Annotated in this window: 12 protein-coding genes; 6 read left to right on the forward strand and 6 right to left on the reverse strand. The window is 52.2% G+C overall.

Annotated features, from left to right (window positions below):
- Positions 1 to 464 precede the first annotated feature (464 nt).
- The 3 genes from der to gatB form a co-directional block, all read right to left on the reverse strand.
- A complete protein-coding gene (der, locus tag DTHIO_RS06110; protein ID WP_040417613.1) occupies positions 465 to 1772 on the reverse strand; it encodes a ribosome biogenesis GTPase Der in 1308 nt (435 codons plus the stop codon).
- 98 nt (positions 1773 to 1870) lie between these two features.
- Positions 1871 to 2881: an S-methyl-5-thioribose-1-phosphate isomerase gene (mtnA, locus tag DTHIO_RS06115; RefSeq protein ID WP_008869471.1), complete on the reverse strand. Its 1011-nt coding sequence runs from the start codon at positions 2879 to 2881 to the stop codon at positions 1871 to 1873.
- 3 nt (positions 2882 to 2884) lie between these two features.
- Entirely contained in the window at positions 2885 to 4315 is a 1431-nt protein-coding gene (gene gatB / locus DTHIO_RS06120; RefSeq protein ID WP_008869472.1) for an Asp-tRNA(Asn)/Glu-tRNA(Gln) amidotransferase subunit GatB, read from the reverse strand.
- 139 nt (positions 4316 to 4454) lie between these two features.
- Here gatB and DTHIO_RS06125 point away from each other — a divergent pair, with 139 nt between their 5' ends.
- Complete coding sequence (locus tag DTHIO_RS06125) at positions 4455 to 5504, forward strand: NAD-dependent epimerase (RefSeq protein WP_008869473.1); 1050 nt, start codon at positions 4455 to 4457, stop codon at positions 5502 to 5504.
- 25 nt (positions 5505 to 5529) lie between these two features.
- Here the strand turns inward: DTHIO_RS06125 and DTHIO_RS06130 are convergent, their stop codons facing one another.
- On the reverse strand, positions 5530 to 7188 hold the full coding sequence (locus DTHIO_RS06130; protein WP_008869474.1) for an ABC-ATPase domain-containing protein: 1659 nt from the start codon (positions 7186 to 7188) through the stop codon (positions 5530 to 5532).
- 1069 nt (positions 7189 to 8257) lie between these two features.
- Entirely contained in the window at positions 8258 to 9448 is a 1191-nt protein-coding gene (locus DTHIO_RS06140; protein ID WP_050775150.1) for an ATP-binding protein, read from the reverse strand.
- A 664-nt stretch (positions 9449 to 10112) separates the two neighbouring features.
- On the opposite strand from DTHIO_RS06140, the gene DTHIO_RS06145 reads away from it, so the two are divergent.
- The 5 genes from DTHIO_RS06145 (at position 10113) to DTHIO_RS06170 (ending at position 18632) form a co-directional block, all read left to right on the forward strand.
- Positions 10113 to 10343 carry a DUF433 domain-containing protein gene (locus DTHIO_RS06145; protein WP_008869476.1) on the forward strand — a complete coding sequence of 77 codons (231 nt, stop codon included), beginning with the start codon at positions 10113 to 10115 and terminating at the stop codon, positions 10341 to 10343.
- A complete protein-coding gene (locus DTHIO_RS06150; protein WP_008869477.1) occupies positions 10340 to 10699 on the forward strand; it encodes a DUF5615 family PIN-like protein in 360 nt (119 codons plus the stop codon). Before DTHIO_RS06145 ends, DTHIO_RS06150 begins: the two co-directional genes overlap by 4 nt.
- A 740-nt stretch (positions 10700 to 11439) precedes the next feature.
- Positions 11440 to 12879 carry a sigma-54-dependent transcriptional regulator gene (locus DTHIO_RS06160; RefSeq protein WP_083803934.1) on the forward strand — a complete coding sequence of 480 codons (1440 nt, stop codon included), beginning with the start codon at positions 11440 to 11442 and terminating at the stop codon, positions 12877 to 12879.
- An 894-nt stretch (positions 12880 to 13773) separates the two neighbouring features.
- Positions 13774 to 15072 (forward strand): Coenzyme F420 hydrogenase/dehydrogenase, beta subunit C-terminal domain, encoded by a 1299-nt coding sequence (locus DTHIO_RS06165; protein ID WP_008869479.1) that lies wholly within the window; start codon positions 13774 to 13776, stop codon positions 15070 to 15072.
- Between the two features lie 53 nt (positions 15073 to 15125).
- Positions 15126 to 18632, forward strand: coding sequence for a hydrogenase iron-sulfur subunit (locus DTHIO_RS06170; RefSeq protein ID WP_008869480.1), 3507 nt, complete (start codon positions 15126 to 15128; stop codon positions 18630 to 18632).
- Here DTHIO_RS06170 and DTHIO_RS06175 read toward each other — a convergent pair.
- Complete coding sequence (locus tag DTHIO_RS06175; RefSeq protein WP_083803935.1) at positions 18629 to 21040, reverse strand: PAS domain-containing hybrid sensor histidine kinase/response regulator; 2412 nt, start codon at positions 21038 to 21040, stop codon at positions 18629 to 18631. The two genes, DTHIO_RS06170 and DTHIO_RS06175, sit on opposite strands and share 4 nt — an antisense overlap.
- Between the last annotated feature and the right edge of the window lie 291 nt (positions 21041 to 21331).

The raw sequence follows: 21331 nt of genomic DNA on the forward strand, positions 1-21331 counted from the left end.
AAAGAAAAGAGCTATTTGACAGGATTAACAGGATTAAGAGATTGATTAAGAGAAAAATCATTTTGTCCTGGCCGGAAGCCAGGCCAAAAGGTTATCACTCCAGCACTCACTTTTTTCCGGCACTCATGAATGCCAGAAGAAAGTGAGTGCTGGATGACTAATGCAATCTGCGGCTTCCGGCTTGCCCTGTGAAATTCCGAAGGACAGCGCAGCTGATTTCACCGGGGCCGCTGATTGCTTATCCTGTCAATCCTGTTAATCCTGTCTAAGTTTCTTGTTTTTTGTGACATGGTCTCAGGAGTAAGTCTAATTCATCGATCCACGCCTGCCCCCGCCATGTACCCGACAACGCCCTGCAATCCATCAATCCTTGAATTCCCCAATCCCCAAATTCCAGAATCCCTGAATTCCTAAATTCCCCAATCCCCCAATCCCATAATCCCATAATCCCTGAATCTAAAATCCTACTTATGACTGCCCCTGAAAAACAGTTTAACCGGAGTCACATCCAGTCCCAGGCTCTTGCGGATCTGTTTTTCCAGATACCTGGCATAAGCCGGCTTTATTAAGCCTGGATCATTTACGAAAAAAACAAATTCCGGGGGGCTGGTCCCGGGCTGGGTCAGGTAGTATATCTTGGCCCGGCGTCCCTTGACCAGCGGGGGCTGATGCGCCTGCACCGCATCCCGGACCAGTCTGTTCAGCTCGCCTGTACCCACCCGGACCCGGGACTGTCCCAGCACCTTTTCCGCCAGGGGAATAAGGCCACCAAGGCCGGCCCGGGTGATGCACGAGGTATAGATTACCGGTGCATGAGCGCAAAAGGCCAGTTCGTCCTGAAAATACCTTTTGAGTTTGCCCAGGTCTTTCCTGGGAATCTGATCCACCTTGTTCACCACGATCACCAAGGGTATCTTTTCCCGCTCCAGAAAGGACAACAGCTTCTTGTCCTGGGCCACCATCCCGGAAAGGGCGTCCAGGACCAAAAGAGCCACATCGGATCTCTGACAGCTCCTTATGGCCCGCAGGGCACTGAATCTTTCCAGGTCGTCGCTTATGGTGGTCTTTCGCCTCACCCCGGCGGTATCGATGAAAACGTAACGTTTATCACCCTTTTCCAGGATCACGTCCACGCAGTCCCTGGTGGTCCCGGCCCTGGAACTCACCAGCACTCTTTCCTGTCCAAGCAGTGTATTCACCAGGGAAGACTTCCCCACGTTGGGTCGTCCCAGCAGAGAAAGGCGCAGATGTGCAGCCTGATCCTCCGGTTCTTCATGAGCCGGGAGACTGGATTCAATGGCCTCCTGCAGCACAGGCATATTATACCCGTGGGCCGCTGAAACCATGTTCATGTCAAAGCCCAGGGAATAAAAATCACCTTCCACCAGGGCCGCCCTTTCTTCGCCGTCCACCTTGTTCACCACCAGCCTTACCGGCCTGCGGCTCTGCCTGAGCATGGCGGCCAGCTGTTCATCCAGAGCCGTAACTCCAGCACTTCCGTCCACCATGAAAAGAATCAGGTCTGCGCTGTGCATTGCTTCCCGGACCTGCTCGTAAATCTCTTCTTCCAGCTGAGCTCCCTGTTCCAGCACCAGCCCCCCGGTATCCACCAGGGTATAATCCCTGGTACGCCCCTGCACGCGACCGTACAGACTGTCCCTGGTCACTCCGGGGCGATCGTGGACCATGGCCTTGTTCTGGCGCAGCAGGCGGTTGAACAGTGTGGACTTGCCTACATTGGGACGTCCGACTATGACGACAAAAGGCAGCATAAATACCCGGCAACCCGGCATGGGTCAGTTAAAAAAGGGAGGGGATGGAAGTGGTTGATATTCATCTCTGTTCCTTAAAATGAAAGGCAAAATAACCCTCAGGCCATCTCCCCGGGGGCGAAAACCCCTTTCTCCGTGATGATTCCGGTGATGAGTTCATGCGGGGTGACATCAAAGGCGTAATTGTATACCTGCACGTCCGGGGGCACAATCATCTGTCCGGTCATGCATTTAACTTCGGCCGGATCTCTTTGTTCTATGGGAATATCCTCACCGGAAGATGTCTGCACATCGAAAGTGGAAAACGGGGCGGCAACGTAGAAAGGTATCCCGTGCCTGCGGGCCATGACCGCCACTGTGTAGGTCCCGATCTTGTTGGCGGTGTCCCCGTTGGCTGCTATCCGGTCCGCCCCCACCACCACCTTGTGCACCAGCCCCTTGTGCATGAGCAGGCCGCAGGCATTGTCGCAGGCCACCCTTACCGGGATGTTGTCCCGGGCCAGTTCGTAAGCCGTGAGCCTGGCTCCCTGCAGAAACGGCCTGGTCTCGTTGGCAATGACCCGGATATCCTTGCCCTGCTCCACAGCAGAGCGCACCACCCCAAGAGCGGTGCCGTAGCCCCCTGTGGCCAGGGCCCCGGCGTTGCAGTGGGTCATGACCGTATCCCCGGAAAAAATAAGATCCCGGCCATGAGCGCCTATCATTTTATTGATCCTGATGTCCTCTTCATGCACGTGCAGGGCCTCGGGCAGCCAGAACTCAGCCAGCTGCGCCGGAGAGAAAAAACTGCCGGATCTCCATGCATGCCGCATGCCCCGCACGGCCCAGGCCAGGTTGGCCGCTGTGGGCCTGGCATGCTCAATGGTCTGCAGGCTTTTCTCCAGGTCCTCTTCCCAGTTGGAGCTCCCCCTGGCCTCCAGAGCAGCCAGCACGCAGCCGTAAGCCGCGGTCACCCCAATGGCCGGGGCCCCGCGGATGACCATCTGCTGCAGGGCATAGACTATATCCTGCGTCCCTGCACACTTGAACCACTGCTCACTGTCAGGCAGATACCTCTGGTCCAGAAGCATCAGCACACTCTGCTTTTCATCAAAATATACATGCTGCACGGTTCAGCCCAGCTTGCGGTTTATCAGTTCGTTGACCAGTCCGGGATTGGCCTGGCCTTTAGTCTTTTTCATAACCTGGCCCACAAAAAAACTCATGAGTTTCTTGCGTCCCTGCTGATATTTCTGCACTTCGTCCGGATTTTCGCTTATGACTTCGTCCACAACCCGCTCCAGCTCCCCGGAGTCGGAAATCTGGCCCAGACCCTTGTCCTGAACCAGCTTCTCCGGGTCGGACCCGCTTGCGAACACCTCCGGGAATAAGGACTTGGCTATCTTGTTGCTTATGGTTCCCTCATCCACCATGCGCACCAGCTTGGCCAGAAGTCCCGGACTGAAGCCGGACTCTTTGATGCTCGTTGCGGCCTGGTTCAGCTCCCTTAAAAGCTCGGTCATGACCCAGTTGCTTATCTTCTTGGGCTGGGCATAAAGCCTTGTGCACTCCTCGAAAAAATCCGCCAGGTCACGCTCAGAAGTAAGGACCTGGGAATCCTCATGGGGCAGCTCATACTGGCTGATGAACCTGGCCAGCCTGGCCATGGGCAGTTCCGGCAGTTCTTTTTTGAGCCTCAGGGTCCAGTCCCGGTCCACCAGCAGGGGCACCAGGTCCGGGTCCGGAAAATAGCGGTAGTCGTGAGCCTCTTCCTTGCCGCGCATGGATACGGTAATTCCCCTGTCCGGGTCAAAGAGCCTGGTTTCCTGGATCACCTCTTCTTTGTCCTCCAGAATATCCATCTGCCGGGACACTTCGTACTCCAGGGCCTTTTGTACGTTTCTAAAAGAATTCAGGTTCTTGATCTCGGTGCGGGTGCCCAACTCATTCTTTCCCCTGGGACGAATGGACACGTTGGCGTCACAACGAAAACTGCCCTCTTCCATATTGCCGTCGGAAATATCCAGGTAGCGCAGGATGGAGCGCAGGGCCTTGAGATAGGCAGCTGCTTCTTCGGGACTTCGCATATCCGGCTCCGAAACTATCTCCATAAGGGGCACTCCGGTGCGGTTCAAGTCCACGTAGCTGAGGCCCTCCGAGTGGGAATGGATGGATTTGCCGGCGTCCTCTTCCATGTGAATTCTGGTTATGCCTACATCCTTTTCCCGGTTTTGGGCCAGAATTTTTATATGGCCGTGTTCCGCCAGGGGCTGGTCATACTGGGAAATCTGGTATCCCTTGGGCAGATCCGGGTAGAAATAATTCTTCCTGGCGAACACCGAGCGTTCATTGACCCGGCAATCCAGGGCCAGGGCCATTTTTACGGCGAACTCCACGGCTCTTTTGTTGAGCACCGGCAGCACCCCGGGCATGCCGGTACATATGGGGCAGGTATTGGTATTTGGGTCATTGCCGAACTGCGTGGAACAGGAACAAAATATCTTGGACCGGGTCTTGAGCTGGGCATGCACCTCAAGACCGATTACAGTTTCATAGTCGCTCATGGTTCATCCTTGAGTATCTGGAGTGGGAAATAACACTTGCTAAAGCCGGATTGAAAAAATATAACCTGTATTTTTAGCTCAGCTCCCGGCAGAAGTCAAAACCAACTTCAGGGGGGTCTTTGCAACCAAAGGAGAAGACATGAAAATACTCGTCACCGGGACCGCCGGATTCATCGGTTTCAGGCTGGCCCTTGCACTGGTGGAGAAGGGTTTTGAAGTGGTAGGCCTGGACAACATAAATGACTACTACGACGTCCAGGTCAAGTACGGCCGCCTCCGGGAATCCGGGTTTCAGGAGCCGTATGACTACGGCCGCCTGTATCATTCGGATAAGTATCCGGGACTTTCCTTTATCAGGCAAAACCTTGAAGACCGGGAAGGAATGCAAAGACTCTTCCAGGAACAGGGATTTTCCCGGGCCTGCAACCTGGCCGCCCAGGCCGGTGTGCGCTACAGCCTGACCAATCCCTATGCCTACGTGGACTCCAATCTTGTAGGCTACATAAACCTCCTGGAATGCTGCCGGCACAACCAGGTGGAGCACCTGGTCTTTGCCAGCAGTTCCAGCGTGTACGGACTAAATGAAACACAGCCCTTTTCAGTGCACGCCAATGTGGACCATCCCATAAGCCTGTACGCCGCCAGCAAAAAAAGTAACGAGCTCATGTCCCACACCTATGCCCACCTCTACGGGCTGCCCTGCACCGGACTGCGTTTTTTCACCGTCTACGGACCCTGGGGCCGCCCGGACATGGCTCTTTTCCTGTTCACCAGGGCCATGCTGGAAGACAGGCCCATAGACGTGTTCAACCACGGCCGGATGCAGCGCGACTTTACATACATCGACGATATAGTGGAAGGGGTCATCAGGGTTCTGGACAATCCACCCGCAGGCAATCCGCACTGGGACCCCAAAAATCCCGATCCGGCTTCATCCAGCGCCCCGTACAGGCTTTACAACATAGGCAACAACAACCCTGTACAGCTCATGGACTTCATCCAGGCCCTGGAAAAGGCCCTGGGCAAAAAGGCCCAAAAAAACCTGCTGCCCCTGCAGCCAGGTGACGTGCCCAGCACTTACGCCGACGTGGACGACCTGGTCCGTGACCTGGACTACAAACCCGAGACTTCAGTAGAAGAAGGAATTGAGCGGTTTGTAAAGTGGTACAGGGATTTTTTCCAGGCCTGATTTTTTTGCAGGACACTGACCCGGCTTAATCCTTGCAGCCCCTCAGATGGGCGCTTCGCAGGCGGTTGAGTACAGCCATGGCTTCCAGGGGCCTGGGCCTGGCCAGGTCCCCGTCCGGGGCAAAGGCCAGGCGGGGCAGATCATTTTCCAGCATCCGCCTGATGCGCGCCGCCGGATCCTGTATCACTTGCCCGTTTTCAGCCAGCCGGGCCAGGATGACCCCGATGGCTCTTACCTGAGAGGGATCAGCCAGTTGCTCCAGGGCCCGCAGATCCACCTCGTATCGCCCGAACAGCAAAGCATCCAGGCCGTCAGGCTTGATGACTCTTTTTCCTGGCTTGCGGCAGGGATTCAGCCTGGAAGCGTCAAGGCTTCTGGGTTTTGGACGTCCAAGGGCTGACCCGGGCTCTTGCACCCGGCCGGTTGCCCAGGTGGAAGCTATCTCCCTGGCGGAAGCAGTCACGTCTCTGGGCTTATATTCATGCATCTGGATGACGGTATCGGCATGATCGAAATAATCTCCCGATCCTCCCATGACCAGTACCGTTGAGATACCCAGGCCGTCCCGCAACTCCCGGATACGGTCCACAAAAGGCGTAATGGGCTCTTCATCCCCGGCCACCAGCTTCTGCATCCTCTGATCCCTGATCATGAAGTTGGTGGCGGAAGTATCCTCATCCACCAGCAGCACGCTGGCTCCCATTTCCAGGGCCTCCTGCAGGGATGCCGCCTGGCTGGTGGAGCCTGAGGCCAGGTCCGTGGAAAAATCCCGGGTGGACTTGCCGTAGGGCAACTCGCTTATAAAGGGTGAGAGGTCCACGCTGTGCACCACCCTGCCGTCCTCGGCCCTGATTTTAAGGGCCAGGGCATTGCTGACCACCCTTTCCCGGCCGTCTCCGGGGATATGATCATATACCCCGGCTTCCACCGCCTTTAAAAGAGTGGACTTGCCGTGAAATCCCCCGCCCACTATCAGGCTGACCCCCAGGGGAATACCCAGCCCGGACAAAGCCCCGGCATTTGGGGCATGCAGGGTCACCTGCAGGGTATCAGGCGATGAAAGTTCAACCGCGTCCTGCAAGGGCCGATCATCCACCCCGGACCTGCGGGGCAGGATGGAACCGTCCGCCAGAAAAGCGGCCAGATCCATCTCATCCAGCTGATCCCGCAGGCTCTGCTGGTCCTGGGTCACATCGCAGTGAAGCTTCAAGGCCTTCAAATCCAGACGTCTAACAGTCACCGCACTTACCGCTTCAGGAACAGCCTCCATTAGCAGTCTTGCTGCCTGTCGCCCCAGTATGGTCCTGCCCCTGGCCGGCAGGGTGACTGTAAATCTCAGTTCCACCCCGTCAGGAGTAAAAAGGCAGGCAGTGCGGTCGAGAACGGTCTGTTTTCCGGCATCTATGCGGATATCCCTTTCACCTTGAACAGCCCTGGAAAAAGCCCGGGCCAGAAAATCCCTGGCTGCAACCTTCCTGGCCTCTCCCTGCAGGGCATGTTCCGGAAGGCCTGCTGTCTCCCAGGGCACAACGGCCCTTACCCGGGACGGAGGAGCATAAGGATCACCCTGCACATAATCCACCAGGAGCCTGAACTCCCCGAAAGAATACCCGCCCTGCAGATCCTTGTAGGCCTTGTAACCCCTGCCGTCGATTCTGTCTAAAATTTCTCTGAGCTTTTGCATATAACTGTGTATTTTACCTGCTTTCAGGCACCAGACTTTTTAGACTTACTCCTGAAACCCTGTTATAAAAAACAAGAACCACGCGCTGCGCGTGGCAGGCCTTAGACAGGATTAACCACGCCAAAGAAGCGTGGCAGGCATAGATTGACAGGATAAGCAATCAGCGGCCCCGGTGAAATCAGCTGCGCTGTCCTTCGGAATTTCACAGGGCAAGCCGGAAGCCGCAGCAGATTGCATTAGCCATCCAGCACTCACTTTCTTCTGGCATTCATGAGTGCCGGAAAAAAGTGAGTGCTGGAGTGATTACCTTTTGGCCTGGCTTCCGGCCAGGACAAAAATGATTTTCTCTTCATCCATCTCTTAATCCTGTTAATCCTGTCAAAAAAGCTCTTTTCTTTATTGGGTTGCGGGCAAAGTCCGCGTTAGATATATCACTCGTAACTCCCTCTAAGTGACTACAATTCAAGTTCATTTATTTCAGCATGTCGCTGTCACAAAAATGTGTCATTTTATGAGCCCGGCACGATCCACTCCCCTCCTTGGTTAAGGAGGGGCCGGGGGTGGTTCGTTCTATAATGATCATTTCCTTTTATGTATCACTCGTAACTCCCTCTAAGTCACTACAATTCAAGTTCATTTATTTGAGCATGTCACTGTCACAAAAATTTGTCATTTTATGAGCCCGGCACGATCCGCTCCCCTCCTTGGTTAAGGAGGGGCCGGGGGTGGTTTGTTCTATAATGATCACTTCCTTATTTTGCTTGCACACAGGCTTGATCCGAAACGTCCCCGGGTGATGCTTGAAACCAAGCCTTGCATAATTCAAACTGGCTTTCAAGCCCTGGCTCAAGGCGTTCAGATTCACTTATATCCTGTTGCCAGCGCCCATTGCTGAATCTCCAAGGGCCGCCCTGCAACACCCCTGAGACTGATAAATCCTTAAAATGCCGGCCAGCTAAACTCTGCATTTATGGATTGTGACTCACGGCATTGCCTGCGATTTGCGAATATGTTTTTTCAGAATACCAGGATGGAAAAACTGAAAGATATTTCACACAAAAAGGCGCTGTTACAATAATGTTTCCAGGCCGGCTTTCATAAAATCGACAAGCGGCAAGCCACCTCTACCGATTATCCAGATCTTTGAATCCGGCCAGTGCTTCTGGAATGCACCAACTCCTGAGTGAGCTTTAGAAAATTGTCCGCTTTTTACTTCGATTGCCGCAAGCCTGTTTCCTTTTTTGAGTACAAAGTCCACTTCCCTGTTTTTCTCCCGCCAGTAATATACCTCCACACCTTCTTCCTCTCCCTGGTTCACGAGGTAAGCGCCCACTGCGATTTCAACCAGGCGACCCCACATCTTGGCTTCTGCACGCCAATCAGCAGGTGCCAGCCCGGACTGGGAAGTGACCAGGGCAGTGTTTCTCGGCTGCCATTTGGGACTGGATGATCTGGTACGGATTTTTGTTCCGTGCCATTTTTGCAGTCCCTGGACCAGGTAGGCTCCTTCAAGAAGATGCTGGTAATGAGCCAGCGTAGTTGTATTGCCCGCATCCTGAAGCTGTCCCAGAAGTTTCTGATAAGATATGATCTGTCCTGCATAATCGCAGCTTAGAGCATAAAGCCGGCGAAGCAGAGCTGGTTTCTGAACCCGGTGCATCAGCAGGATATCTTTGCCGATGGCGGTTTCCACCAGCGACTGCTGGACATAATCAGCCCACCTTGTCCAGTCATCCCTGAGCCGGGCTGCGCCGGGATACCCGCCGTAATAAAGATAAGTATCCAGGTCCCACTGAAAACATTTCTCCATTTCCACAAAAGACCAATGGGACATGCGTATTAATTCAAACCGTCCGGCAAGGCTTTCAGTCAACCCGCCTTGAATCTGCAAAGATGATGATCCGCAAAGAACCAGGCGAATCTGATTCAGGCTGTTTCTCTGCTCCCATAACGCCTTGATACACTCAGCCCAGCCCTGAACCTTCTGGATTTCATCCAGGATCAGCAGTACAGGACCTTCTGCGGCAGTCTTGAATTCCGCCGCCTGCCAGGCCTGTTCAATCCAGTCTGTACCTGGTGGAGCCGGAGAGTCTGCGGATTCGTATATTGAGGCCCTGCCCCAGCTTTCCTTAACCTGAAGAACAGCTGTAGTCTTTCCCACCTGTCTGGGCCCAAGGACTACCTGAATGAAAGGCTGCTGTTCCTGGAGCCTCTGACCAAGGGTGTAAACTTTTTGTCTTTTGAATTCGGGAAGTTGCATAATTTTTGCCATTTACTCAATATATCGTTCTTTTTTACTCAATACATTGAGTAAATGTCAACAACAGACCTTAAAGATGTGACTGCAAAAGGTCATTTTTGTCACGCGAACCACGCGAAGCGCTTGGCAGGACGCGTGGCAGACGTCAGAGGTCAGTACAAACTAAGATTTATGTCACGCGAAGACGCGTGATTGTCCCCCTGGCCGGTACCTGCCCCCTGAATGGTTACCCGCAGGGGGTGTGGATGTGGGATATATTCTATGAAGAGGCTGGGTGGTTCGTAGTCTTGCCCTTTCATTTTTCCCTTGCCTGTCCCCTAAAACCTAACTATATTAATACCTATGCATGTTATCCATGGACCACACGACAAGATATTCAAGCGCGTGATGGCTGACCGGAAAAATGCCATAAGTCTGCTTGGGATGGTTCAAAACATGTTTACAATTCGGCAATACCAGATATTTCATGCTGATGCTCCCGGTGGCCACCAGACAAGAAATCTCAGGGAAAAATTAATATTTGGGTTTTGAAAAAGTGTAAGCCAGCTTGCCTGACAAAAAGAACCATCCCCAACAGCCAGTATTTTTAACTTGCCCTGCAAAACTGATTTTTTGCAGAAACATTCAATTGCGGAAAGCTAAATTGAACAAACGAGGTTTTTTTATGAATGAAAGAATAACTATTGATGCTAATATCTGCCATGGAAAGCCTGTAATAAAAGGTACAAGAGTTTTAGTTGCTAACATTTTAAGTGCATTAGGGTCTGGAGATAGTATAGAAGAAATATTGAATGATTATCCAAATATAACCCGTGAAGATATCTTTGCAGCAATAAAATTTGGAGGTCAGTTATCACGTTTTGAAGAACTGCCTTACGAAGAAAAGGTACTATGAATTTTTTTCTTGATGAGAACTTTCCTAAAAGTGCAGAAAGGTACTTGGTTTCGAAAGGGCATACTGTGTCTGATATTCGGGGCAGTTCAAATGAAGGTATAGATGACTTACAAATTTTTAGACTTGCGCAAGAAAAAAAAGCAACGTTTTTAACGACTGACAGAGACTTTTTTCACACCATTCCTCACTTGTTTCCGGAGCATTATGGTATAGTAGTTATTGCTCTTAGACAACCAAATAGACACGCTATACTTTCGCGTTTATCATGGTTAGTTGAGCACTGTAAAAGTCAAGCTTTGTTTGGCAAGGCTTATTTGCTGCGAGAGTCCACGTATAAAGTTTATCCAGTTGATTAGTATACCTGTTCAAAAATAAAAGGGCCAGGCCTCTGAGACCAGCAAGCTGGTTTTCGGTTTTCTACCGACCCCGATACCGATACCGACCCCGACACCGACTACCAGAACAAGAGTACACACAAAATGTGCTGAACAGTTACAAAGTTACCAACATGTTTGCTTGAAATTTGTGCTAAGCGCCTACAATTCAAGTTCATTTACTTCAGCATGTTGCTGTCACAACAATTTGTCATTTTATGAGACCGGCACGGTCCACTCCCCTCCTTGGTTAAGGAGGGGCCGGGGGTGGTTCGTTCTAAATGATCATTTCCTTATTTTTCTTGTTCAAAGGCTTGATCCGAAACATACCAGGGTGAGATGCTGAACATCAAGCCTTGCATAATTCAAACCGCCTTTCAAGCCCTGGCACAAGGTTTTCAAATTCACTTATATCTCTAAAAAGGATTTTATGCAGTCGCGTCTTGTCTTCGAACCGCAGAATCAGGAAATGCCTAAACTTTACCTGTAAAAAATATTGTAAAGCAAGACTTTTGCTGGTAAAGGTTAAAATAAGTCTTGCTGGATGATACTTTACTGCTCCCCACTGCAAAGCCAAATAATTCCGCAGCATACAGGCATTCAGGGAGACAGGCCGGAAACTGTACCGCACGACTCTTTTAATTATCCGCTTTATGTCAACTGACAAAAATGATTTCTGCAGGCGTTTGCAGTAAGGCACCCGGAAGTCACTTCTGTCCAGCATGACCAGGAGAACCGGCTTGAAAAAATCCCCCAGAATCTTCATTTTTTCCCGGGACAGAACTTTCTACAGGGAAGCGGTCCGGGAAATGCGGTCTCTGGGCAGCTGTCATGCTGCAGATGATTTTCAGGATTTGAGAATTGACTTGCTGGAAAAATGCGAGGCAATCATCATGGACCTCCACCTGTCCCAAGAAAACCAGTTGAACTTTTTCAAAAAAAACATGGAGCAGCTCCACAGGCCGGCTGTCATTGTAGTTACAGACGAACATGACTCAGATCTCATTGAGACAGCCATCACCCTGGGAGCATGGGATTACTTTCAGAAACCGGTATTCTGGAAAAGACTGCGCGAGTCAGTCGGGCGAGCTCTGGAAGCTTCCAGCACCCTTTCAGCGATAAATTATGGCGATTTCAAACGGTGTGGAATCATTGGTTCGTCCCGAAGCATAAACTCCTGCCTGACCACCCTTGCATCATTCGCCCGCAGCAACTCCAACGTGCTCATCTATGGTGAGACCGGAACGGGAAAAGAGCTCTTCTCCAGGGCCGTACACCTGAACAGCCCCAGAAGTCACAAGCCATTCATTATCATAGACTGCGCCGCCCTGCCTGAAAACCTTGTGGAAAGCACCCTGTTCGGACATGAGAAAGGGGCTTTTACCACTGCAGACAAAAAACATACCGGGCTTATAAGGCAGGCTCACGGCGGAAGCCTCTTTCTCGATGAAATAGGAGAACTCTCTCTTAATACACAGAAACTTTTCCTGCGGGTTCTTCAGGAACGCCGCTTCAGACCGGTAGGCTCAGCTACGGAGATTTTCTGTGATTTCAGACTGGTTGCAGCCACAAACAAGGATCTGGACCGCATGTGCGCTGAAGGGACTTTTCGCCGGGACCTCCTGTTTCGTCTTCACAGTTTTGCCTTGACCCTGCCTCCACTCAACTCAAGAGAGGAAGACGTGCTGGAGCTCATGTACTATTTTCTGGACAGGATCTGCAAAAAACACGGCCTGGAAAACAAGCAGCCTTCCCCGGAGGTTATAGATGCTTTCGCAGGTTACAGCTGGCCGGGCAATGTTCGCGAGCTTATAAACACCCTGGAGCATATGGCCATCACGGCCCGCCATGAACCTGTTATTCAGCCGGAGCATCTGCCCCTGCCCCTGAAAGTTTTCTGCAAGCAGCAGGTCATGGAAAAAGACATGATGCAGGCCTGCACCGAGAGTCAAGAACCTGCACGCGACGAAGAATTCCCAAAGATTAAAGAGTACCGGGAGCAGGCCATAGCCCGCATTGAAAAAAAATACCTTGAAGAGCTTCTGCAGGCATCCGGTAAAGATATGCCCACCGCCTGCCGTCTTTCAGGGTTGTCCAGGCCCAGGCTCTACGCCATGCTCAAAAAATACGGCCTTTCACCTGTGAAACACCGCAAGATATAGCTCCTTTCTGTTTGACGGCAATTTTTCGACTTACTCCTGAGACCATGTCACAAAAAACAATAACCACGCGAAGCGCGTGGCAGGCCTTAGACAGGATTAACAGGATTGACAGGATAAGCAATCAGCGGCCCCGGTGAAATCAGCTGCGCTGTCCTTCGGAATTTCACAGGGCAAGCCGGAAGCCGCAGATTGCATTAGTCATCCAGCACTCACTTTCTTCTGGCATTCATGAGTGCCGGAAAAAAGTGAGTGCTGGAGTGATAACCTTTTGGCCTGGCTACCGGCCAGGACAAAATGACTTTTCTCTTAATCCATCTCTTAATCCTGTTAATCCTGTCAAATAGCTCTTTTCTTTATTGGGTTGCGGGCAATGCCCGCCTTATTTAAACTATTTAAGCCCCTTGCTGTCACACAAGCTTGTCATTATATGATCACGACACGGCCTGGCCCCTCCTTAAAAGCTGCCGCGTCTTGCAAGGCAAGACAAAAACATCCCCCAGATGTCTAACCAGAGCTTCAACTTCCTTTTAAAAATCTATAACCAATTGTTTTTAAAGACTTTGTGTGATGCAGGCACACAACTTGTTATAGTAACCTTAAACCGGCCGGTGGAACATCTGGCTCGTGGTTTCCTTGAGCCCGCTTAAGGGAATTAAAATACCCCCTCCCCGCACCCCCTTTTATTATGCAAATGGTAAGCAGAAAACTGTAAAGTGCGGGGCTGTTCCCAGACAGCGGGCTTAAGAAAACCACTGAGCCCCGGATAATGACCTGTAACCACTCAGGGGGGTCCTCGATGTTGATTACTGGCACAAGCCCCCCTGAATGGTTACAATGACCTTGTCTATGCGCTCAACTGCTCAACACCTTGAATTTGCCACAAAGGAGGCGAATATGAGTTCATTTCAAACCCTGGTTGAAGAAGTCCATCAGAATGATCGCTGCCATATGTGCGGTGGATGTGTCACTTTCTGTACCGCCATCAATTATGGTGCACTGGAGATTGGAGAGGACGGTTTGCCGCGCTACAAGGACCAGAACAGTTGCCTGGAATGCGGAATATGTTACATGCTCTGCCCTGAAGTAGAAGAACTGGACGTAGAAATAAACAGTCTTGCAAACTGGGAGGAGCCGGCAGGCAAAATTATATCCTCAAGCATCCTTCGGGCCAGAGACAGACAGGTCCTGGACAGAGCAACCGATGGCGGAGCCGTGACTGCAATTCTTCTGCATCTCATGGAATCAGGCCGCATAGACGGGGCCGTGGTCAGCAGAAACAAAGGCCTGTTCAACAGGGAACCCATGCTGGCCCGTACCAGTGAGCAGATACTGGAATGCTGCGGCTCCTATTTTGATGTTTCTCACGGCACGTACCACTATGGTACGCAGTACTCCACCTACTCGCCGTCTGTGCAGGCCTTAGGCGATGTCAAAACTCAAGGATTCAGAAGCATAGCCTTTGTCGGAACACCATGCCAGGTAAGGACACTCAGAAAAATGCAGGCCCTGGGAGTTGTCCCGGCTGATGCAATCTACTGTGTCCTGGGTCTTTTCTGTACAGGCAATTTCGAATTTGACGACAACTCCAGGAAACGATTGGAAAAGACCGGAGAATTCAGCTGGAAAGATGTGCAAAAAATCAATGTTACCGACAAGGTGTACATCTATATGCAGGACGGCTCCATACATGCCCTTCCCCTGGATGAGCTGGATTTCATCAAAAGACGGGCATGTAATTACTGCCACGATTACAGCGCCGAACTGGCCGACCTCTCCTTCGGCGGTGTGGGCTCGGACGACGGCTGGACAACGGTTTTGACCAGAAGCCCTCTGGGAATGGAAATATTGCGGTATGCCGAAAGAAACAGCCTGGAAAGACTGGGAATGCAGGACCCGGATACACAGGATCAAAGATCGGCCCTTGATGCCGAGATCCAGGACCTGAAAAGCCGCATGCAGCACCTGCAGTACCGCCGCCTGGAAAACCCTGAGACCACGGCCCACGGATACCAGGAAATGCTCGAAAGACTCAAATATCTTCAAAAACAAAAGCAAAAGTTACAGCCGGCAAAGCAAAGGCCTGAACAGCATGCCTTAAACAGCTGCCTGGAAGTCGTTCTGGAAAAATGCCGTCAAAAGAAAGGTCAAATTCCCCAAAGCCGCAGCAGAACTGCTCCGGCAACAGTGGCCTGATAAAAAGCCTGAAAAAATACCTGGCGGGTGCGCCACCGGAAAACATATAAATTATGCAGCAAAAGACAGGGGCGGTTGCCGTAATAGGCGGCGGGATTGCCGGAATCCAGGCCGCCCTGGATCTTGCTGACTCCGGCTTCTACACCTACCTTGTGGAGAAAAGCCCTGGTCTGGGCGGAATCATGGCCCAGTTAGACTCCATTGCCCCCACCAGCGACTGCTCTCCATGTCTTCTCACCACCCGCCTCATTGCCTGCTCCAGGCATGCAAACATTGAGATCCACACCCGGAGCCGGGTCCTCTGCGTGGAAGGCCAGGAAGGGAATATGCAGGTCCATATCAGAAAATCCCCGGCCTTCATCGATCCTGCAAAGTGCATAGCCTGCAACTGGTGTACAGAGGCCTGTCTCAAGGCAGTCCCGGATGAATTCAACCTGGAACTTAAAACTCGGAAATGCGCCTACATATATTACAGGCAGTCCATTCCTTCCACTTATGTCATAGACCAAAAGCACTGCCTGCGCCTGACCCGGGGAATATGCGGCATATGCGAAAAGATCTGCCCCGCCGGGGCCATTGATTTCAACGAACCGGAAAAGACACTGGTACTACAGGCAGGTTCTGTGATCATGGCCACCGGGATGAATATGCAAAAAAGTCAAGACCTGCATGACCTCTACAGCTACAAATCCTGCCCAGATGTAATAACCAGCCTGGAATATGAACGTCTGACCTCGATTACGGGACCGGGCCATGGCATACTTAAAAGGCCGTCGGACAACACCCGGCCTGCAAAGACAGCCTGGATCCAGTGCGTGCTTTCCAGGAGCCTGAAGCATCCCGCCCACAGGACCTGCTCCAGCATTTGCTGTATGCACGCAGTTAAACAGGCATCCAGCATGGGCCGGCATATCGGGGAAAAAATCCCGGACACAACTGTTTTTTACAACGAGATAAGATTTTGCGGAAAAGGGCAGGAAAAACTGCTGGACAGGGGCAGAGCAATGGGGGTGCGCTTTATTTGCAGCCAGCCCCACAGTATACTGCCCGGCAAGGATGGAAAAGGAGTCCGGATTACTTATGTCCATGACGACTCGAAGCTGATAACCAAATTCTTTGACCTGGCAGTGCTTTCCGTGGGCATGCATGCGGGGCGGGACAGCCTGCAGCAGGTCCTGGCCCCGGGCATAACCATCAGTGGCAATGACAGCATTGGCCCCATCTCCAGTACCACCCCCTTTGAAAGCAGCAGAAAAGGGGTATACCTGGCCGGCAGCCTGGCCTCCCCAGGAGACATACGCCACAGCATAACCCACGGCTCCGGGGCAGCAGTTGCAGCCACCGAAAGACTCACTCGCTCCAGGTTTACTCTGACCTGCAAAAAAGAATGGCCCCCTGAAAAAGACGTCTCTATGCAGCAGCCCAGAATCGGGGTCTTTATCTGTGCCTGCGGCGGCAACATTTCCGACATCATCGACATCAATGCCCTTAAAGAATTCGCCTCAGGGCTTCCTGGAGTGGTCCTGGCTGAAACCAATAAGTTTACCTGCCCCCAGTTTATCCAGGACATCATCTCCAGCCGGATAATCCAGGAAAATCTCAACAGGGTGGTGGTTGCAGCCTGCACCCCTGTAACCCATCAGTCCCTGTACCAGGATACCCTGAAAAAAGCCGGGCTGAACCCCAACCTGCTGGAAATGGCCAATATCCGCAACCAGAACAGCTGGATGCACCAGTACAATCCTGCCCTGGCCACAGCCAAGGCCAGGCTTCAGGTAAGCTCCGCCGTAGCCAAGGCGGTAATCAAGAAGATCCTGAAAGTAAGGTTCAGAAAAATCATCCCCAGAGCCCTGGTGGTGGGCGGGGGACTGACAGGAATGACTACGGCCCTTTCCCTTGCAGACCAGGGGACTCAATGTTTCCTGGTGGAAAGAAGCGCAGGACTTGGAGGCCATGCCCGGGACACAAGCTCTGTCTGTGCTGCAGAAAGTTCCAGAAATCTGGTTGAGGAGACTGTTGCCAGGGTGCAGCAGCACCCGCTGATAATCACGTTTTTCAATTCCCGGGTTGTTTCCTGCAAAGGCTCCACAGGCAATTTTATCAGCAACATCCAGAGCATGCGCAATAACGGCATCAGGTCTACAGAGACAATCCGGTACGGTGCAGCTGTTCTGTGTACCGGAGCCATGGAAGCAAAACCCCTGGAATACCTGTATGCAAAGGCAGAAGGGGTCTTTACCCAGGATGAATTCTGCAGTCTAATGCAGACCGGGGAAAATACATTCAAAAAGGCTGCATCCGTGGTATTTATCCAGTGTGTGGGCTCCCGGGAAACAAACCGGACCTATTGCAGCCGGACCTGCTGCACACGCACTCTCAAAACCGCCCTTAAACTGAAGGAAATCAACCCGGGAATTCAGGTTTACGTTATAAACAGACAGATGAATACATGCGGGGACAAGGAGCTTTTGTATGAACAGGCCCGCCAGGAAGGCGTGATTTTTATTAAATACACCAGGGACAACAGTCCCCTGGTTCAGCAGACACCGCAAGGCCTGAACATCAAGATACTGGACCACGTCCTGAAAAAACCTGTTGGAATCAATACCAGGCACCTGGTCCTGGCCACCGGAATAGTCCCTGATCCGGAAACAACAAGGCTTGCTGCAATCTTTAACTGCTCCCTTGATTCTGACCTTTTCCTGCAGGACAGGCACTATTTTCTGCATCCATGCTCCCTGGACAGAGAAGGAATATTTGCCGCCGGGCTCTGCCTGCAACCCGGCCCCATGGAAGAAAGCCTGGTCCAGGCCAGGGCTGCGGTGTCCGGAGTAAGAAATATACTTTTCAAAAAACAGCTGCCCCTTGAGTCCAGCAGTGCCTACCTCACTGCCGGATGCGACGGTTGCGGCATATGCATCGACAGGTGTCCATACGCAGCCATAAAGTATTCGGCCTGTTCAGGAGAAAAGCCCGGACCAGACCCGGGGATATGGATAGATGAAGAATTATGCGAGGGATGTGGAGCCTGCGTCTCAGCATGCCCCGGAAACGGTGTGGCAATAGATGAGTCCAAGATGGACAGGATCAGGTCGCAGGTTTTGTCCATGCTGCACATCTGCAAAAACGAACCTTCCAGCAAAATACCCCTGGTAATCGCGTTCTGCTGCAGCAGGGGGCCTTACATGGCAGCGGACACGGCAGGTGCCCTGAAGCAGCAGAGCAGCCCCTGCGTGATCATAATCAAAGTGAACTGCATCGGAGACTTAAGCCGGGAGATTATCCTGGAAAGCCTGCAGCAGGGAATCGACGGGATCATGATCCTTGGCTGTCCCCCCGGCGAATGCAGGTACAGGCACGGGGAAATGCATATAGTCAACCAGACGGGGAATATCCGGGCTTATCTAAAGCACAACAGAATAAACCCTGACAGGCTCATGCTCGGCTGGCTATCCTCGGTGGAGGGTACCAGGATAGCCGGAATCATGAACACCTTTGCCAGACGTATCAGGAGAATGAAAGTATCTGCCGGGAAAAAGGCCAGAACCAGTTGGTGCTAAGGCATATCGGAATAAGTATAGCTCAACCCCAGGGCTTCTTTAAGGATATCCAGGAGCTCATCCGGCTTGAAAGGTTTGCCCAGGTAATAATCCACACCCTGGGCCAGGATATCATTTATATGTTCATGCGCTACACTGGCTGTAACCGCTACAATGCACACCTTCTCCCCGCCCTGCATCAGGCGGATGCGCCTGGTGGTTTCGTAGCCGTCCATAACTGGCATGCGCATATCCATTAAGACCGCATGAGGCAGCCAGTGCTCAAACACCTGCAGAGCCTCTGCACCCTCTGCCGCCTCCCGGACCTGGAAACCCAGGGGCTTCAACAGGGCCAGCAGCATGGACCTGTTGTCCTGCTTGTCATCAACCACCAGCACACGCACAGGAGAGCTGCCCTGGGCCAGTCCGGAAACCATGCGCAGCGGCACCTCCTGGACATCCCGGCATGGCCTGCAAGCGGGCAGCAGCGGTACGTGCAGGCAGAAACAACTGCCCCCGCCTTGACGGTTTTCATACCAGAGATCCCCGCCCATAATCCGGGAATACCTGAGGCTGATGGCCAGCCCCAGTCCGGTACCGCCTTCCTGGGTTCCGGCAACGGTCTGGTAAAATGGTTCAAAGAGATTTTCCTGTTCATCTGAAGATATGCCCGGGCCGGTATCTTCCACCCGGAATTCCAGTTTGAAAACATCCGGACTGTCATCTGCAGCGCTTCGGGCCTGTATGTTTTTGATACTGCACTTTACCCAGCCCCTGGAAGTAAATTTTAAAGCATTGTCCAGGAGGTTTATGAGTATCTGGCGCAGCATGCCCTGGTCCCCGTGAACATACCGGGGGATGTAACCGGCACGTTCAAAAGAAAGTTCAAGACCCCTGGAGTCCGCCCGGGAAAGAAGCATGCCCATGAGCTGTTCAAAAAAGTGATGCAGGTCAAAATCCTCTGCATGCTGCCGCACCTGCCCGGCCTCGATACTGGACATGTCCAGGATATCGTTCAGGATCCGCAACAGGTTGTCCGCATTGCGGGAAATTGTCTGCACCTGGCGCAAATGCTGCCTGGAAAGACTGAAATCCCTTTCCATGATCCGGGCAAAGCCCATGATGATATTCATGGGAGTACGGATTCCGTGGCTCATGTTGGCCAGAAAGGTGCTTTTGGCCTGACTGGCCGCCTCCGCAGCCTCCTTGGCCTTCTGCAGGGCCCTTCTTACCTCTTCCAGTTCGGATATATCCACAGCAACCCCGAGAGCGGACAGCCTGTCCTCTATTTCCAGGGGGTAGACAGTAAACAGCGCTGGAAATACCTGCCCGTTTTTGCGCTGCATAAACATGCTGCCTCTCCACACCCTGCCCTGCCTGATGCTGGTATATATCTCCGGAAACTTTTCCAGATCCTCCCTGGAGTGCAGCATGGCCACTGATTGACCCACGACCTCCTGCTTTTGATAACCATGAACACTTTCTGCGCCCGGGCTGAAGTCCGTAATGCGCAGATCCCCTTCGGGACAGGATTCTGCGATTACAAAAGAAATATCTTTGCAGGCCTCAAAGATCGACTCCAGTTTCAACTGCTGGGTCTTGATTTCAGTTATATCCAGCCCTACAGACTGATAATATTCAGGAGTCCCGGCCTCATCAAAGACGGCCCTGTCAATCCACCTGTGCCAGCGGATGGTCCCGTCAGGCAGTTGCACCCTGTGCTCTACAGTTTTGACTGGATGTTCCGTGGTCAGAGAGGTAAAGTTCTGTTGGGAAATTTCTTTGTCCTTCCCGGGTATCAGGTCCAGAAAAATCGACCCCAGAAGCTCTTCCTGGGGCATGCCGAAGTAGTCGCAGTACTGCTGGTTGATATAGGTGATGACCCCTTGCGGGTTGAAGCAGCAGATCATGGCCGGGATATCCCTGAGAAAGGAATCAAGCTTTTCATGATGCTTTTTCTGCATCTCTTGGCTTTGTTTGCGCCGGGTTATGTCTGAAACAAACCCGTGCCAGCAGGAAATCAGCCCATCGCTGCCGGTTACCGCCCTGATATTTAAAGAAACCCATATTTCATATCCATCCCGGCGGATTATTCTGCACTCATGGTTGACCACCTCTCCATGCACTTCCAGCAGACGCGTGATCCGCCCCCGGTCCGCCGGTTCCGCATAAATCTGGGAAGCAATATCAGTTACAGACTCCAGCATGCTTTCGGCGGAATCATAACCATGGATGGATGCCATGGCATGATTGACAAAGATAAATTTTCCTTCAGGGGTGGACTGAAAACAGCCCAGAGGGGCATGCATCAGCATGTCCTGGTAATCCAGGGAAGCGGTTGAAGGCGAAGAGTATTTCTCTTTCGGGAAGTGCTTTGCCGGACACATGACTGACTCCATGAAGTAAAGCAGAAGGCTGAAAAAATACACGGCTCAAAACAGGGGAGCAAAAAGCCGGGGATCATGGATCCAAAACGACATACGCAGGACGTAACCATTCAAGGGGTGCCAGCAATCGCCACCGGGAATAGACTTGAGGCGTACTCCCCAACCGTGAGCGGCAGAGCCGCCCGCTCGCCCCGTGAAACACCCAGCACTCACTTTAATAATTTCGGTTTCATCACAAGCAAACAAATGGAAAAGTGAGTGCTGGGTCAGCGCAGCGGGTTTCACCGGGGTGTGCAACGAAGTTGCCCGCCTGTCACGCCTCTGGCGTGATTG

This window comes from Desulfonatronospira thiodismutans ASO3-1 (assembly GCF_000174435.1).
GTDB classification, from domain to species: Bacteria; Desulfobacterota; Desulfovibrionia; order Desulfovibrionales; family Desulfonatronovibrionaceae; genus Desulfonatronospira; species Desulfonatronospira thiodismutans.

Coding starts and splice junctions, on each gene's coding strand:
- der (WP_040417613.1), bottom strand. CDS start 1,772: ATGCTGCCTTTTGTCGTCATAGTCGGACGTCCCAATGTAGGCAAGTCC.
- gatB (WP_008869472.1), bottom strand. CDS start 4,315: ATGAGCGACTATGAAACTGTAATCGGTCTTGAGGTGCATGCCCAGCTC.
- DTHIO_RS06125 (WP_008869473.1), top strand. CDS start 4,455: ATGAAAATACTCGTCACCGGGACCGCCGGATTCATCGGTTTCAGGCTG.
- DTHIO_RS06130 (WP_008869474.1), bottom strand. CDS start 7,188: ATGCAAAAGCTCAGAGAAATTTTAGACAGAATCGACGGCAGGGGTTAC.
- DTHIO_RS06140 (WP_050775150.1), bottom strand. CDS start 9,448: ATGCAACTTCCCGAATTCAAAAGACAAAAAGTTTACACCCTTGGTCAG.
- DTHIO_RS06145 (WP_008869476.1), top strand. CDS start 10,113: ATGAATGAAAGAATAACTATTGATGCTAATATCTGCCATGGAAAGCCT.
- DTHIO_RS06150 (WP_008869477.1), top strand. CDS start 10,340: ATGAATTTTTTTCTTGATGAGAACTTTCCTAAAAGTGCAGAAAGGTAC.
- DTHIO_RS06160 (WP_083803934.1), top strand. CDS start 11,440: ATGACCAGGAGAACCGGCTTGAAAAAATCCCCCAGAATCTTCATTTTT.
- DTHIO_RS06165 (WP_008869479.1), top strand. CDS start 13,774: ATGAGTTCATTTCAAACCCTGGTTGAAGAAGTCCATCAGAATGATCGC.
- DTHIO_RS06170 (WP_008869480.1), top strand. CDS start 15,126: ATGCAGCAAAAGACAGGGGCGGTTGCCGTAATAGGCGGCGGGATTGCC.